This is a genomic window from Desulfuromonas sp., from assembly GCA_002869615.1.
Lineage (GTDB): Bacteria > Desulfobacterota > Desulfuromonadia > Desulfuromonadales > UBA2294 > BM707.
On record PKUH01000024.1, the window covers coordinates 12,240 to 27,130 of the forward strand.

A 14,891-nucleotide genomic window follows, 5' to 3' on the forward strand; every position below is an offset into this window, starting at 1 on the left:
AAACCAGATTTTGTCAATAGTCAACCGTTAGCTTCGAGCCGCCGGAAATATTCATTCCGGCACCATTCTTCGGTGGCAATCATGGCGGCCAGGGCGTCCCTGAAGCCATCCCGGCCGATTGCAAAAACACCATGTCCGAAAACCATGACCGCTCCGGGCTCGCCGATCACCGGGGCGATGCGTTCAGCCAGGCCGCCGGCGCCGACTTCTCCGGCAACAATCGGGATAGTGCCGACCTGGCGAACATGCGGGCAATCTTTCCAGCAATCGGTGATCGGGCACTCGGCCGTTTCACAGATCATGCTCATGATGACGGCAAATTTCGGATGTCCGTGCAGCAGGGTCCGGGCGCCGGTTTGAGCATAAACCTTCTGGTGCGCCAGCAGTTCGCTCGATGCAGTGATACCGCAGGTCGACGAGTTGTCGATCGGAACCGGGTCGATGCACCCTTCGAGCTCGTCGAGGGAGGCGGCGGTCTGGGAGATATAGATCGTCTCCTGATGGCGCAGGCTGATATTGCCGAAGAACGAGTCGACCAGTCCGAGCCGCACCGTTTCGCGGCCGATTCGACAGATCTCATCGAGAATGTGTGCCCGTTCGTCGAGTGTCCCTGCCGGCGCGAACGCGATATCCGATGCAAGCGGCTTGAGCCAGTTTTTCTGAAAATCGGCGAGCGCCAGTTGTTCCTCTGCGGAGAGACTCTTTTCGCCGAGGATATCGAGCAGGTACTTGACGAACACCGAGTGAAAAATCGAGGAAACATTGATGTAGGCCTGCTCCGGGGTGACCGCGCCGGTGGCGATAATGCCGAGTCCCTCGACCAGGATGCCCTTGCGGTTGCCGAGCAGGCGGGCGAGTTGATCGGCCGGCTGCGTCGCCAACTCCTGGTGCCGGACAAACGGGATGTCGTGCAGAAAGGTCCGGGTTTCGGTGTCGCGGGGGACCAGGCAGGACTCGGCCCGACCGGCTTTTCTGATCAGGAAGTCGGCAAAGGGGAGGGCCGGTTCGACCAGGGCGACGGCGACCACGTTGAGGCGCTCGAGCAATTCGTGTCCCAATTGACAGAGATCGTCAGCCCCGGTGCCGACGATGCGATCGTCGTTGGCGAGCAGGGCGCTCCGTCCCGGCCGCCCGGTCCGGTCCAGTTCGAGCTTGTCGAGGAATTTCTGTGCCTGCCTGATCATGGTTGCTGCCCGAGGAAGTCGGAGTCGGTAAACCGGCCGTGATCGTCGAGGCCTCTGATCCGGTAGTATTTCCGGCGCTCCTCGAGGAAGCGGGTTCGATCAATCGGGTTGATGGAGATGCCGTCACCGCTGCTTCCCTCCTCCGTGAAGAAACGCTCCGGCAGGATATCATCAGTATCGGCGAAGCCGTTTTCGATATTATAAAACCGTTCGGTCAGGTAGATCCGTTCACCGATCCGCTTGAGTTCCTGCGGTGAGTAATCATGGCCGGTGACTGCTGACAGAGCTTCGGCGTACTCTTCGAGTGATGCTCCGAAAAACGAGAATTTGCAGGCGACCAGTGAGTCGATAACGGCGTTGCTGTCCTCGGCGATCTTGATTATCCGGGCTTTGCCGGCGAACGAGAAGCGATCGGTTGCGACCGGTTTGCGCAGAATTTCGTGCGAGATCGGGTAGGCGCGGAGATGACAGCCACCCCGGTTGCTGGTGCAGTAGGCGAGGGCCATGCCGTAAGCGCCGCGCGGGTCGTAGGCCGGCAGCTCAAGCGATTTGACCGCCATCGCGACCTCCGGATGGCCGAGCTGTTGCGCCATTCGCCGCGAACCGAGGGCGAGCAGGTCGCCATCGCCGTTGCGGTGGGCAATCGCCGCGAGCAGCTCCCCGAGCTCGGTCGCGGTCGGGAATTCGCCCCTGATTTCACCCCAGGCGGCAAGGGTCGCGGCGGCGGTGATGGTGTCGAGGCCCATTTCGTTGCAGAGGGTGTTCGCCTTGACGATGGTGTGCAGATCGTCGATCCGGTTCAGCGCCCCGAAGTGGGAGACGGTTTCATACTCCGGCAGGTGTTCGCCTTGCGGCGTGCTTTTCTTGCACTGGATCGGGCAGGCGTAGCAGCCGTCTTTCCTGGCCGCGAAGTGTTTGCGGATCGCCGGTCCGGAGTAGTTCGATGAATTCGCGAACAGCGTCTTCCGAAAATTGTCGGTCGGCGCCATGCGCCGCTGCGCCATCAAATCGACCAGGGCCGGGGTGCCGTATTCGGCAATGCCGAGCTCGCCGAAAATGACCGGCGACGCCCGGAACAGGCGCATAATATCCTGCTGCGCCAGGCGCAGTCGATCCGGGTCGGCGACCCGGGTCTTTCGATCACCTTTGACGGTGATCGCCTTGAGTTTTTTATGGCCCATTACGGCGCCGAGGCCGCCGCGACCGACGGCGTTCCCTTCGCTCATCATGATCGAGGCGTAGAGCACGCCATTCTCTCCGGCCGGACCGATCGCGGCGACGCTGCTGGCGTTGGCGAAGGCGCGCACGGTCGCCGAAACCGGTTCTCCCCAGAGCAGTGTCGCGTCGTCGAGCCGGGCGCCGTCTGCGGTGATATTGAGGGCGACCGGCCGGCTGCTTGTCCCGGTCACAACCAGGGCATCGTAACCGGCCTGCTTGAGCCGGTAGGCGAAACGGCCGCCGGCCGAGCAGTCATAAATTGTGTTGGTCAGGGGCGACCGGCTCACCACGGCAAGCCGGGCCGCGGTCGGGGCGGCGGTGCCGCACAGCGGACCGACGGCGAAGATCAGCGGCATGTCGGGATCGAATGGGTCAAGGCGGTAGTAATCGCGCATCATCCTGACCCCGAGGCCGCGGCCGCCGAGATAATTCGACAGCCATTCTCCGGGGATCGGTTGCGAATGGATAGTACCGGTACTCAGGTTGACGTGCAGGGCCTGGCCTTGCCAGCCGAACGGTTGTTTTCCAGAAACGCTCATGTGGTATTTCTCATATCGATTATTATTGTCCGGAACGTGGCCGTCGGGTCTGGCAGTGCGGCTTTCGTCCGGCTGACGCAGTGCCGGATCCTTCGCAGACATAATCACCGATAACAGGCGGGTGTTGTCAAGCTCTTTCCGGAGCGGCCAGAGACTTGAAGCAGTTTGTCATGATCAGGGAGCTGAGCTGAGGGAACAGGCTTACTGCTGCTCGATCGTTTCGCCGGACTGATGATCACTACGGGCGACCATGGTTCGCGACTCGAACCGGGCGAGCAATGGCTCGATCGTCGATTTGAAGGCGGTCAGGTTTGCCTCGGAGACCGGCTTGGCCGATTTGGCCTTGACCCGCGATGGATTGACCGGTCGGCCATGCTTGTACATCCGGAAGCAGAGGTGTGGTCCGGTGGCCAGTCCGGTGCTGCCGACATAACCGATAACCTGCCCCTGGGAGACCCGCTTGCCCTTCTTCATGCCCCGGGCAAAGCTGTTCATGTGCAGGTAGAGGGTCTGGTAGGTGCCGTTGTGACGGAGCTTGATATGACGACCGTTGTTGCGGTCCTTGGCGATCTTGACAATGGTGCCGTCGCCGACGGCCTTGATCGGGGTGCCGGTCGGGGCGGCATAATCGATCGCCGGGTGTGCCTTCCAGGTCTTGGTGATCGGGTGGTAGCGGCGCATGGTGAAACCGGATGAGATCCTCGAGAAAGAGAGCGGCGCTTTCAGGAACATCTTGCGGACGCTTTCGCCATTCTCATCGTAGTAGCCGGCACGGCTTTCGCCATCCCTGTAATAGAAGGCGCGGAAGGTCTCGCCACGGTTATTGAATTCGGCGGCGAGGATGCGGCCATAACCGGCCGGTTCGCCATCGCGGAAACGTTTTTCAACCAGCGCTTGGAAGGAGTCGCCCTTGCGGATGTCGAGAATGAAGTCGATGTCCCAGGCAAAGATATCGGCGAGGTTCATCGCCAGCTCGGGTGCCTCGTCGGTCGACGTGACGGCATCGAAGAGCGAGGTTTCGATCGTGCCGCGAACGAGATCGGTTTTGATCATGTAGTCGATCGGCTGGCGCGAAACATCGAAATTGTCGGTTCCGCGGATAATGATCAGCTGCTCGTCGCTGTTGATGTCATATTCGAAGCGTTCGAATTCGCCTTCGGTCAGGCAGATCTTGTAGGGCTGCCCGGTGCAGATTCTGGAGAGCGGGAAGACCGAACGGCTCTTCCGGTTGAGGTCGTCAATCTCCTGCAGGGTCAGGTATTCGTCGAGGAGGACGCTGATCGAATCGCCCTGGCTGACCGCACCTTCAATAAATTCCCGACGGATTTCCGGGACGATCTCTTTCGGCGGTGCCTCGGTGTGGGCCTCGGTGTTGGGTGTGATATTGGTGAAGATGAAGGGGACGGAGATGGCAATGATAGCGAACGCCACCATGTAGAGCGGCAGCAGTGAACGTCGCTTGCGCTTGTTGCGCAGGTTGGATCCCCTGGGGGGATTGAAATCATGATTCATTACAGCCCGGTCCCTGACACCCGGAATGTTGACCTTCCGAGTGTGAATTATGGCATAATTATATTAAATTAGTGATAATTCTGCCTATAAGTATCATAAAATTATGTCGTCTGTCCAGCGCTTTTGATAAATCGACTTGCCAGCAGTGCTCCGTTGACGTAAAACCGGAATTGAAAAGCAACAGGCGGACCCATCGATAACACAGAGGAGAAGTTATGGTCAACCGTGAAAGAATCACCGAAGAATTTATGCGCCAGGCGGCAATTTCAAGTCCGTCTCTAAAAGAGAGCGCGATGGCACAATACCTGGAAAAACGTTTTGCCGGGATGGGGGCCGAGGTCGTTTACGATGTCGCCGCCGGCCGGGTCGGCGGTGAAGTCAGCAACCTGATCGCGCGCTTTCCGGGAAGCCGGGATGGTGAGCCGTTCCTGTTCTCCGTACACATGGACACAGTCGTACCGTGTGATCATGTCGAGCCGGTTCTGGTCGATGGTGTCGTGCGTACGGCCGGCGAAACGGTTCTCGGGGCGGATGACAAGGCCGGGATCGCCGAGTTGATCGAAGCGCTCGAGGTGGTGCGGGAGCAGGGCATTGAGCATGCTCCGCTCGAGGTCGTGGTGACCATTGGCGAAGAGATCGGCCTGGTCGGCGCCAAACATCTCGATTATTCACTGGTCCGCTCAAAGCGGGGTATCGCGCTCGATACGCCGGGTGTCGACTGGATTGTCCGCCGGGCACCGGGCGCCAACCGGTTCGAGGTCACGGTTTACGGTCAGGCGGCCCAAGCCGGTGTTGCCCCGGAGAAAGGGGTGTCGGCGATCGAGGTCGCGGCCCGGGCCGTCGCCAGGATGCGTCTCGGCCGCATCGATTTTGAAACGACCGCCAACATCGGCACGATCAATGGCGGTCTGGCGACAAATATCGTTGCCGAAAAGGTGATCCTGAGCGGCGAAGCGCGCAGCCATGATGCCGAAAAACTGGCGGACCAGACGGCCCACATGCTCGCCTGCTTTGAAGAGGCGGCCGACGAGATGGTGCGCGAAATTGATGGTACGGTGGTCCGGGCCAGCATCAAAAGTGAGGTCCGGCCCGACTTCCCCCGAATGGCGGTCGCCGCCGATGCCGCGATTGTTGACCTGGCCAACCGGGCCGCAGCCAATATCGGTCGGGAGATGCGGGACCGCCTCGGCGGTGGCGGCAGCGACGCCAATATCTTCAATGAAAACGGCATCGAGATGGTCATCATCGGGACCGGCATGCAGAACGTCCATTCAACCGATGAAGAGGTCGCGGTCGCCGACCTGATGGCGGTGGCGGAGTTCCTGGTTGAAGTGATCCGTGAGGCTTGAACCTGTTGCAATATTATTGCATAACTTAAATATAATTAGAGTATAATTATATTTTATTTATACTAATTTTGTTGTCGCTAATCTTTTCGTTGGCCCGGGCCAACTGTTCTTCACCAGAGATGATTGAATCGACCCGTTCGCGGTTTTCCACGAGATATCTTGTCGCCGCCGCACTGATTTCGTGGCGACCGCAGGCGAGGAGCTGCTGGCGGAGCTGCTGACGCATCTCCAGGGTCAGCCCCTGCTTGAGGTTCGAGAACTCATGCGCGCCCCGACCGCCGGGTGACAACGGCCGGTCAAGATCGCTAAAGACGGAGAGTTTCGCCTCCTTGATCGCCTCGTCGCTGAAGTCTTCGGCAGCAGCCCATTGCGCGGCCTGGTCATAGACATCAAGGGTTCTGATCAAATGCGGATCACGGTAGGAGAGCAGGGTAAAGAGCCCCGCCTCATTGTTGCAGCTCGCCATGCCGCCGTAGGCGCCGCCGCGCTCACGAATTTCCCGATGCAGAAATCCGGAGCGCAGCAGTTTCGCCAGGATCATCAGCGCCGGTGCATCCTGGTGCCGGTAAGGGACCGTCTTGAACGTCCGCGTTACATAGGAGACCGGCACCGAAGTGCTCCAGCCGATCCGGCCGCTTCCGGCCAGCTGTTTGGTGAAATCGACCGCGATGTCTCCGGTCGCTGACGGCAGCTGTTCGCTGAAGGTCGCGAGGTGTTTCTCGACCTCCTGAAATGAGTTCTCTTCGCCGGTGACTGCGAAGCTGATGTTGTCCCGATTCGCCAGCTTTGCGGCGATGGCGGCAAAGCGATCGGTTTCATGGCGCAGGCCCGTATCGTCAAGAGCATTGAGGTTGCGCAACAGGTGCAGCAGCGAAATGCCGGACCAGAGTTCGCGCTGCTGCGCCGAGGCTGACAGCCGGGCGGCGCCGGCCCGCGCCGCGTAGAGATGCCCCGAGCCGGGGATAGCGTTTTCGACCGAAGTCTGAAGCTGGCGCAGGACCGTTCGGACTCTTTCGATATCGGAAAAATCGGGAGCAATCAGGAACTCGCCAAGGATCCGGAAGAACGGTTCCTGCTTGTGGTTGAGTGCCTTGCCGCGGAGGCTGACCAGCGCTTCGAAATCATCGCTGTCTTCCGGGTTGTCGAGGATCTCGCTACTTAAGCTGATGCCGCCGGTGTGCGCCTCGACCTGTTGTGCCATCTCGACATAACTCTTGCCGGCCGCACCGACCTGGCTGGCGAGGCTGCAGTAAATCGGCAGGTAGGGGAGATCGCAGTGCTCAATCCCATCCAGCGAAAGGTGAGCGTTGAAATAGAGGATGCCGTTGGTCGGTTGCGGGAACCAGGTTGTCGGAATCGACGCGACCGCGGCGGCGCTATAAGCAACGGCCGGTTCCTTTTCGGGGATATCGGACAACTCGAGGGTCGGCAGGCAGGAGAGATCCTCTTCCTGTTCCTGACTCTCTTTCAGTTCGGCCGCCTTCAGGAGAATCTGCTCTTTCTCCCCGTCTGAAAGCTTTTCGGAAATCGTGGCAAGTTTTTGCTCGACTTCGGCGTCGATCCGGTTCTGCATTTCCGGATCGGGTGCCAGGGTCAGGGTGACCCGGTGCTGGTTGTCGAGCAGGTATTGGCGGATCAGGTCCGGAAAATAGTTGCTGTTGGCGGCCTCGCTACGCAGGCGGTCGAGGTTGTCCTCCAGCTTGAGGACCGAAACCGGATCGTCAGCGTGCAGCCATGGTCCCATGATCCGCATCAGCAGGCCGAGGGAGTAGTGATAGCGGTCGCCGCTCACCTCGCGCTGGCCAAACTCGAGGCGATGAATGACCGCATCGATTCGTTCCCGGGTGAACCCGGTTTCGGCGACCTTCCCCAGGGTTTCGAGAATCAGCCCTTCAATCGCATCGGTGTTTTCCGGTTCGGTTGCCTGCAGGCCGGCGGCGAAAAAGGTGGTCCGGTTATCGTCCTGGAATCCGCAGCCGGGAGCGAGGTTGCCGCCGAGCCGCGAATCGAGCAGCGCCTTATGCAGCGGCGCCGCCGGATTGCCGAGCAGCAGCATTGAGAGCAGACTGAGTGACAGGCGGCTGAAGCTCTCCTCGATGTCGCAGGTCAGCCAGGCGGTCTGCACAATCGATTTGTTTGTGGCTGTCTCGCCGGGATCGAGCGGAAAAGATTCGGCAACCCGGAATGGTTTGGCAAACCGCTGTTCGGACGGGACACTGCTGTCGATGTCGAGGCGGGAGAAGTGGCAGAGTACCTTCTCGGTCGTCACGCCGAGATGCTCTTCGACCGGAATGTTGCCGTAGGTATAAAACCAGGCGTTGCTCGGGTGATAGTAGCGGGCGTGAAAATTGCGCAGGTCGTCCCAGGTCAGATCCGGAATATCCGAGGGCTCGCCGCCGGAGTTGAAATGATAACAGGTCGTCGGATAGAGCGCTTTTCCGAGTCGTCGGTAGAGCAGGGATGAGGGCGAGGCCATCGCTCCCTTCATTTCGTTGTAGACGACCCCTTTGTACTCGAGGGGTGAATCCGGATTACCCGGTTCGCTGAACTCGAGCCGGTGCCCCTCCTGGAGAAAATCGTTCTCGCGCAGCAGGGGAAAGAAGGCGGCGTCGAGATAGATTCCGAGGAGGTTGGCGAAATCCTTGCGGTTCTGCGACGAAAAGGGGTAAACCGTCCAGTCGCTCGCGGTCATGGCGTTCATGAAGGTATTGAGACTCCTTTTCAACATCGAAAAGAAGGGGTCGCGAACCGGATAGTTGCGTGATCCGCAGAGGGCGGTGTGTTCGAGGATGTGGGCGATGCCGGTAGAGTCGGCCGGTGGCGTCCGGAACCCTACGGCAAACAGATTGTTGGGATCTTCGTTGTTGAGGTGGACCCAGCGCGCCCCGGTCGCCGAATGCGTGAGTTGGATCAGTTCGGTGTTCAGCTCTTTCAGGTATTCGACATTCAGTACATTGAAACCGTGGGTGGTGTCGCCGATGTTGAGCTTTGTCCTCTGCATACAGTCTATCCTTCAGTGTTGGTTAGGTGTTGTCTTCGTATATTATAACCGGTGATTCCGGTCTGTTGTGTTTCGGGCGCCGGTATTGAAACTTCACAAAAAAGCTCCGTCGATACAATGACGGAGCTTTTAAGAACTTTATGTTGAGTCGTTTTCTAAGATCAGGCCTTGACGACATTGGCCGCCTGCAACCCTTTGTCTCCTTCGGTGATGTCAAAGGTGACTCTCTCACCTTCGGCGAGGGATTTGAAGCCATCTCCCTGAATGACCGAGAAATGCACAAATACATCAGGGCCATCTGCCTGCTCGATAAAACCGAAACCTTTTGAATCGTTGAACCATTTTACAGTACCTTCAGCCATCTTTTTGTTCCTCCTCTTTCTGCTACCACCCGTGGTCTCTGGCCGGAGCGGATCTTTCTTTTCTATTCGAAAGCCCTCGCCGGCCCCTGTCAATAAAAAGCTGTAATATCAGCCATCTCAAAAAAACAATTATATTCCGTTTATCACAACAGGGAGGTCTTTGCAAGTTGTTGAAAACATTTTCTTTCTTGCTGACATTGCTGTTTTGTTGATTGCCCGATTCCGCTTTACTGCGATATGATGTGCTGAATTTTTATTTGATGGTGAACTCATGAAGCGGAAGATTATCGAACTCAGCCCCGATGGCTGTAAGGAAAAAGAGAGCCTGGTCGCCGCGGAGAAGTTGTTCCGGGTCAATATAAATGGCCGTGACCTGCTGACCCTGGTCGCCTCGCCGCATGAGCCGGAAGTTCTGGTCACCGGTTTTCTTTACCTGCAGGGCATGATTGCCGCACCGGATGATATCATCGCGCTCGGGATCTGCAGCGATTCCGGACAGGTGGCGGTGACGGTGCGCAAGGAGTTGCCGGAAAGTTTGTTGCCGATTATCTCGAGTGGATGCGGCGGCGGTATTGTTTTCGCGGAAGGGTCTGTGCCGGCGGTCGGGGCGACTGGCCAGTCTTTTCCGGCCGGTGATGCGGCGCTGGCGATTCGCCAGGGGATGGCCCGGCTGCTTGCGGTAGCGGAGCAGTACTCGGCGCATGGCGGCATCCATTCAGCGGCGATCTGCGACTGCACCGGATTGCTGCTGCACGCCGAGGACCTCGGACGCCACAATACGATTGACCGGCTGGCCGGGGCGGCGTTGCGCCAGCGGATCGATGTATCCGGCAAGCTGCTGCTGACCTCCGGCCGGATTTCCAGCGAGATGGTCGCCAAGGCGATCCGGCTCGGGGTGAAAGTTTTGGCATCGCGAACGTCGCCGACCGATCTGGCCGTCGAACTCTGTTGCGACCATGGGGTCGGTTTGGCCGGTTATGTTCGTGGCGGCAGTATGGAAGTTTATACCCATCCGGAACAGTTTACGGCATAGGTTAACCGGGAGAGTGTTGTGATGTCTGAAAAACTGCTCGAATTCAGGGAGGCGCAGCAGATTGTCCTGAATGACGTTTCTGTGTTGTCCGGCGAGATGGTTGCCTGCGGAGAGGCCGGAGGTCGGGTGTTGGTGCAGGACTTTCTCGCCCTGGCAGATCTTCCGGGCTTCGATAATTCGGCGATGGATGGCTATGCTGTGCGCGCCGCGGATACGGCGAGGGATGCCCTGCTTGAAATAATCGGTACCGTTGCTGCCGGCTCGAAGCGGACGCTTGAGGTCGGTCCCGGTCAGGCGGCCCGGATTATGACCGGTGCAGCAATCCCGCAGGGTGCCGATGCGATTGTTCCTTTTGAGGAGACGGCGGTCGAAGGTTCGGCGATCAGGCTCCCCGGAGCGGTTGAGGCGGGTCAACATGTCCGTGTACGGGGTGAAGATCTGGCTGCCGGCGCTGTTGCCGTTGCGGCAGGTCGTCATCTTTCGCCGGTCGATCTCGGACTGATATCCTGCTTCGGTAACGAACGGGTGAAGGTTGTCAGGCGACCGACGGTGGCGGTTCTGGCGACCGGAGATGAGATTGTTTCTCCCGGCGCCAGCCTCTGTCCGGGGCAACTTTACGACTGCAACACGACGGCCATTTGTACTGCGATTGCGCAAGCGGGCGGCCGGCCGGTGCCTCTCGGAATCGCCCGGGACAACCCTCAGTCACTGCGCAGCAAGGTACTGAAGGGCCTCGAATCGGATATGCTGATCACGGTCGCCGGCGCTTCGGTCGGCGAGTTCGATCTGGTCAGGACGGTATTGCAGCAAGCCGGTGTCGAAGAAAAGTTCTGGGGAGTATCGATCAAGCCGGGCAAGCCAACGGCATTCTGCCGATTCCAGGAAAAACCTGTTTTTTGTCTCCCCGGCAACCCGGTTTCGGCACTGGTGACCTTTGAGCTTTTCGTGCGCCCGGCCCTTTTGCAAATGACCGGTTGTCGGAACCCCCTGCCCGAGATGCTCCGGCTGCCGCTGGCCGAAGCGATTACCAAGAAAAAAGCGCGTACGCTATTTGCCAGAGTCCAATTGCTGAAGCGTCCGGAAGGCCCTGTTGTTGTCAGCTCCGGTCGCCAGCAGACAGGTATTCTCTCTTCGCTTGCCCGGGCCGATGGCCTCGCTGTTCTTCCCGATGGTCAGGCCTGTTTTGCCGCCGGGGAGAGGGTTGAGGTTATTCTGCTGCAGCGATAGGCCGCACCCTGCGAACACGGCTATCGGGAAAATGTCAGGCGCCGGCTTGACATTTTTGTTTCGGGTGATAGTTTAATGTTAAACTAATGATTATTGAGGTGTTATGAATCATCATTCGCCAGACATGCAAAATAAAAAAAGAGCCCTTTCTGCCTATATCAAGTTGATGCGGGCTGCCGAAGCGATCACCGGGCGGATTCACCGGCATCTGGCAAATCACAAGCTCTCTGTGAGTCAGTTCGGGGTGCTTGAGGCTATTTTTCATCTCGGCCCGTTGTGCCAGCGCGACCTGGCCAGAAAGCTGCTCAAAAGCGGTGGCAATATCACCATGGTGATCACCAACCTCGAGCGCCGGAAACTGATCCGGCGCCGGAGGGATGAAGCGGACCGCCGCTATTATCTCGTCGAGTTGACGAAAGATGGCAAGGACCTGGTCGAAACCGTTTTTCCCGATTACGCGAGCAGGGTCGTTAAAGAATTTTCCATTCTGGATGCGGCCGAACAGGAGGAATTGCAGCGACTCTGTCTGAAGCTTGGACAACAACCGCAGGCTTGATTCCATGCAGCCTGGAAAGGATTGAAAAATGAAGAAACTCGTTTTGGGAACTGATTCTGATGCGGCGGGACTGGTTTTACGACTCGGACTCGGGGTTGTCATGTTTCCGCATGGCGCCCAGAAGTTGCTGGGCTGGTTCGGCGGCTACGGGATCTCGGGAACCATGGGTTTTCTGACCGACACCATGGGAATCCCGGCCCTGTTTGCATTCCTCGTTATCATCGCCGAATCGTTCGGAGCCCTCGGGCTTATTTTCGGCTTCATGACCCGGCTATCGGCCCTCGGCATCGGTCTGGTCATGGCCGGAGCGGTTTTTATGGTTCATCTGCAGTACGGCTTTTTCATGAACTGGAGTGGCCAGCAGGCAGGTGAAGGGTTTGAATATCATATTCTCGCTATTGCCATTGCTGTCGTTCTGTTCTTTAAAGGCGGCGGGGCATTGTCGGTTGACCGGGCCATAGCTGGCGGCCGGCGATCATAAAAAGGAGCATGTCATGTTGGAGATAAGGCCTTCGGGCGAACGGGGTCATTTCGAGGTTGACTGGCTCAACAGCTATCACACCTTTTCGTTCTCAAACTATTACGATCCGGAGCATATGGGGTTTCGCCAACTCCGGGTCATTAACGAGGACCGGGTTCAACCGGGCGGCGGCTTCCCGACGCACCCGCATCAGGATATGGAGATTCTCTCGCTGGTCCTTGCTGGTGAACTCAAGCATGAAGACAGCAGCGGCAACAGCGAGATTATTCCGGCCGGTGGCGTCCAGCTGATCTCGGCCGGCACCGGTGTCCGACACAGTGAATACAATCCTTCGAACGAGGAGGTCGTACATTTTTTCCAGATCTGGATTCATCCCGAGCGCAGCGGCCTTGAACCGGGCTACCGGTTTGCCCGTTTCGATCTGCAGCAGCCGGATATTTTTATTCCGATCGCCAACCGCCGGGGGACGGGGGGAGCGGTGCAAATTCATCAGGATGCGGGACTTGATTTCCTCAACCTCACCGCCGGCAGCCGGGTCGAGCGGATGATTGTTCCGGGCCGGCACGCCTGGGTCCAAGTGGCGAAAGGGGAGGTAAATGTGAACGGTGTTGAGCTGGCGGCTGGAGACGGGCTGGCGGTCAGTCAAGAAAAGCAACTCGATTTCTCGACCGGCAATGGCACCGAACTGCTGCTCTTCGATCTGGCTTGAAAACAGAATCGAAACATTGATGGTCAGGTTGCCGATTGTTTTGTATACTCGTTTAATTCAAGGAGGGATTTATGGAATTTTACCGTTCTTTTGCCTGGTTGCCGATTGCCTTGTTCGTCAGCGGCTGTGCCATGTCATGGCAGCCGCAGGTTGATGCTTCTCGTGCCAGTGTTCCGACGGCCCAATCGGCAAGCCTTACCCTTGCTGCTGACCAATGTTTTGCCCGGGCTGACAATATGGATAAGCTGGCGCAGTGTGAGCAGGATTACCTGGGGGTACTGCAGGCCAATCCGGGTGATTACCATGCGTTAACCCAGCTCAGTACGATCAATATCCTGGTCGGCACTGCCTACACCGAAGGGACCTCTGCCAAGAGCAAACGCTTTCAAAAGGCGATGTCTTATGCCGAGCAGGCGATGTACATTAATCCCGAATTCAGGCAGCGGGTAGCCGCTGGCGAATCGATCTGGGATGCGTCCGACAGCCTGACGGAAGCAGAAGCCGAAGCAATGTTTTTCTGGGTTACAGCGCTTCAGTATGAGTTCAAGGAAGCAATGAATCTGCCGGAAAAAATTGTCAATATTAAATGGATGCAGAAAGCCCTGGTTTTCATTGAAAGAGTTGAAGCGGTGGACCCCGATTTCGGTGGCGGTGGAGTGCAATTCGCCAAAGCCATCTGTTATTATGCTCTGCCCAAGGCTTATGGCGGCTCGAAGGAACTCGGTGACAGAGCGATGCAGGCGGCGGTTGATCACGATCCCGACTGGTTGTTGCCGCGCTGGGCCCGGGCCAAATACTATTATGTAATCACCGATCAGCCCGACAAATCGAAACAGGAACTGGGCTGGGTTGCCAGTCGCAATCCGGATAACTTCAGGGATCCCTTGCCCTGGCGAATTCATTTTATTGAAAGTTCGGCGGCACTCCTTCAGCGATGAACGGTGGATGTCGTCATATCTGCCTTCAGTAGCGGTTCCAGACTGTCGAGATGGGCCAGGAAGATTTTCCGAAAGCTGCTGTAGCTGTGACCGCCGGCAACCGAAAACGAACGGCCGTCGGGTAAAGACCGGGCGAGCAGGGCCGGACCGTCGCCGGTTATGAAATCGTCCTTGCCATAGCCGAGGTAGATCGGTGGATAATCTTCCGGTCGGCTGTTGTATCGCTTGATCCAGCTCCAGATGACCCTCTGCCAGTCACTTTCGTCGTCGGTTGTCGCCGTCCAGTCGGCGACGCCCCCGGCGTCATTGATTTCATCGATGATGCCGCCCCAGCCGACAAATGGACAGATCAGCATGACGCCATCAACCTGTGCAGCGTATTCCCGCAGGTAAAAGAGACTGCCGAGGCCGCCCATGGAAAAACCGGCCAGCCAGATTTTCCGGTATCCCGCCTTTCTTGCCGGCAGCACGATATCCTCGTTGATCCGGTCTTCGACCGATTCGTTGCGGTAGTAGCCGAAGTGCGCATCCGGGGCCACGATGTCGAATGGCAGGCCTCTTTTTCTGATCTCATCGATCAGTCCATGTTCTTCAAATGATTCATTATCACCGCCGATCCCCCTGAGCAGGATCAGCAGGTTTCGTTCGGCATCCGCCTGCTTTTGCGGGTATTCGAGCGTCTTCATCGGGATAGTCGCGGCGGGTGTACAGCCGATTAGAACAAGTATCGTCATTAACAGGAGCCAGGACCGTTGAAGCTGTCTTGACATAGGTTTCTTGTC

The 14,891-nt window shown here is 57.9% G+C and carries 13 protein-coding genes; 7 read left to right on the top strand and 6 right to left on the bottom strand.

The window, feature by feature from the left end:
* Positions 1-20 precede the first annotated feature (20 nt).
* From C0623_03585 to C0623_03595, 3 genes are all read right to left on the bottom strand, one after another.
* On the bottom strand, positions 21-1,184 hold the full coding sequence (locus C0623_03585; protein PLY02556.1) for an aldolase: 1,164 nt from the start codon (positions 1,182-1,184) through the stop codon (positions 21-23).
* Positions 1,181-2,941, bottom strand: a complete 1,761-nt coding sequence (locus C0623_03590; GenBank protein PLY02598.1) for an aldehyde:ferredoxin oxidoreductase — start codon at positions 2,939-2,941, stop codon at positions 1,181-1,183. Before C0623_03590 ends, C0623_03585 begins: the two co-directional genes overlap by 4 nt.
* A 201-nt stretch (positions 2,942-3,142) precedes the next feature.
* A complete protein-coding gene (locus C0623_03595) occupies positions 3,143-4,453 on the bottom strand; it encodes a peptidase M23 (GenBank protein ID PLY02557.1) in 1,311 nt (436 codons plus the stop codon).
* 215 nt (positions 4,454-4,668) lie between these two features.
* Here C0623_03595 and C0623_03600 point away from each other — a divergent pair, with 215 nt between their 5' ends.
* The gene (locus C0623_03600) at positions 4,669-5,802 is read left to right on the top strand and encodes a peptidase M20 (protein PLY02558.1); all 1,134 of its coding nucleotides are present in this window, start codon (positions 4,669-4,671) and stop codon (positions 5,800-5,802) included.
* Positions 5,803-5,848: 46 nt separating this feature from the next.
* On the opposite strand, the gene C0623_03605 is transcribed toward C0623_03600, so the two are convergent.
* Entirely contained in the window at positions 5,849-8,803 is a 2,955-nt protein-coding gene (locus C0623_03605) for a peptidase M16 (GenBank protein PLY02559.1), read from the bottom strand.
* Between the two features lie 161 nt (positions 8,804-8,964).
* On the bottom strand, positions 8,965-9,165 hold the full coding sequence (locus C0623_03610) for a cold-shock protein (GenBank protein PLY02560.1): 201 nt from the start codon (positions 9,163-9,165) through the stop codon (positions 8,965-8,967).
* 271 nt (positions 9,166-9,436) lie between these two features.
* On the opposite strand from C0623_03610, the gene C0623_03615 reads away from it, so the two are divergent.
* From C0623_03615 to C0623_03640, 6 genes are all read left to right on the top strand, one after another.
* Positions 9,437-10,198, top strand: a complete 762-nt coding sequence (locus tag C0623_03615) for a formate dehydrogenase family accessory protein FdhD (GenBank protein PLY02561.1) — start codon at positions 9,437-9,439, stop codon at positions 10,196-10,198.
* A gap of 21 nt (positions 10,199-10,219) precedes the next feature.
* Positions 10,220-11,425 (top strand): molybdopterin molybdenumtransferase MoeA, encoded by a 1,206-nt coding sequence (locus tag C0623_03620; GenBank protein ID PLY02562.1) that lies wholly within the window; start codon positions 10,220-10,222, stop codon positions 11,423-11,425.
* Between the two features lie 124 nt (positions 11,426-11,549).
* Complete coding sequence (locus tag C0623_03625; protein PLY02599.1) at positions 11,550-11,981, top strand: MarR family transcriptional regulator; 432 nt, start codon at positions 11,550-11,552, stop codon at positions 11,979-11,981.
* Between the two features lie 28 nt (positions 11,982-12,009).
* Positions 12,010-12,462 (top strand): hypothetical protein, encoded by a 453-nt coding sequence (locus C0623_03630; protein PLY02563.1) that lies wholly within the window; start codon positions 12,010-12,012, stop codon positions 12,460-12,462.
* A gap of 13 nt (positions 12,463-12,475) precedes the next feature.
* Positions 12,476-13,171 carry a quercetin 2,3-dioxygenase gene (locus C0623_03635; GenBank protein PLY02564.1) on the top strand — a complete coding sequence of 232 codons (696 nt, stop codon included), beginning with the start codon at positions 12,476-12,478 and terminating at the stop codon, positions 13,169-13,171.
* A gap of 71 nt (positions 13,172-13,242) precedes the next feature.
* The gene (locus C0623_03640) at positions 13,243-14,109 is read left to right on the top strand and encodes a hypothetical protein (protein PLY02565.1); all 867 of its coding nucleotides are present in this window, start codon (positions 13,243-13,245) and stop codon (positions 14,107-14,109) included.
* Here C0623_03640 and C0623_03645 read toward each other — a convergent pair.
* Positions 14,100-14,879, bottom strand: a complete 780-nt coding sequence (locus tag C0623_03645) for a hypothetical protein (GenBank protein ID PLY02566.1) — start codon at positions 14,877-14,879, stop codon at positions 14,100-14,102. The two genes, C0623_03640 and C0623_03645, sit on opposite strands and share 10 nt — an antisense overlap.
* Positions 14,880-14,891 lie beyond the last annotated feature (12 nt).

Bases quoted from the DNA above. Each gene is read 5' to 3' on its own strand.
- C0623_03640 (PLY02565.1), top strand. From the start codon at position 13,243: ATGGAATTTTACCGTTCTTTTGCCTGGTTGCCGATTGCCTTGTTCGTC.
- C0623_03605 (PLY02559.1), bottom strand. From the start codon at position 8,803: ATGCAGAGGACAAAGCTCAACATCGGCGACACCACCCACGGTTTCAAT.
- C0623_03625 (PLY02599.1), top strand. From the start codon at position 11,550: ATGCAAAATAAAAAAAGAGCCCTTTCTGCCTATATCAAGTTGATGCGG.
- C0623_03600 (PLY02558.1), top strand. From the start codon at position 4,669: ATGGTCAACCGTGAAAGAATCACCGAAGAATTTATGCGCCAGGCGGCA.
- C0623_03610 (PLY02560.1), bottom strand. From the start codon at position 9,165: ATGGCTGAAGGTACTGTAAAATGGTTCAACGATTCAAAAGGTTTCGGT.
- C0623_03645 (PLY02566.1), bottom strand. From the start codon at position 14,879: ATGTCAAGACAGCTTCAACGGTCCTGGCTCCTGTTAATGACGATACTT.
- C0623_03630 (PLY02563.1), top strand. From the start codon at position 12,010: ATGAAGAAACTCGTTTTGGGAACTGATTCTGATGCGGCGGGACTGGTT.
- C0623_03620 (PLY02562.1), top strand. From the start codon at position 10,220: ATGTCTGAAAAACTGCTCGAATTCAGGGAGGCGCAGCAGATTGTCCTG.
- C0623_03590 (PLY02598.1), bottom strand. From the start codon at position 2,941: ATGAGCGTTTCTGGAAAACAACCGTTCGGCTGGCAAGGCCAGGCCCTG.
- C0623_03585 (PLY02556.1), bottom strand. From the start codon at position 1,184: ATGATCAGGCAGGCACAGAAATTCCTCGACAAGCTCGAACTGGACCGG.
- C0623_03595 (PLY02557.1), bottom strand. From the start codon at position 4,453: ATGAATCATGATTTCAATCCCCCCAGGGGATCCAACCTGCGCAACAAG.
- C0623_03615 (PLY02561.1), top strand. From the start codon at position 9,437: ATGAAGCGGAAGATTATCGAACTCAGCCCCGATGGCTGTAAGGAAAAA.
- C0623_03635 (PLY02564.1), top strand. From the start codon at position 12,476: ATGTTGGAGATAAGGCCTTCGGGCGAACGGGGTCATTTCGAGGTTGAC.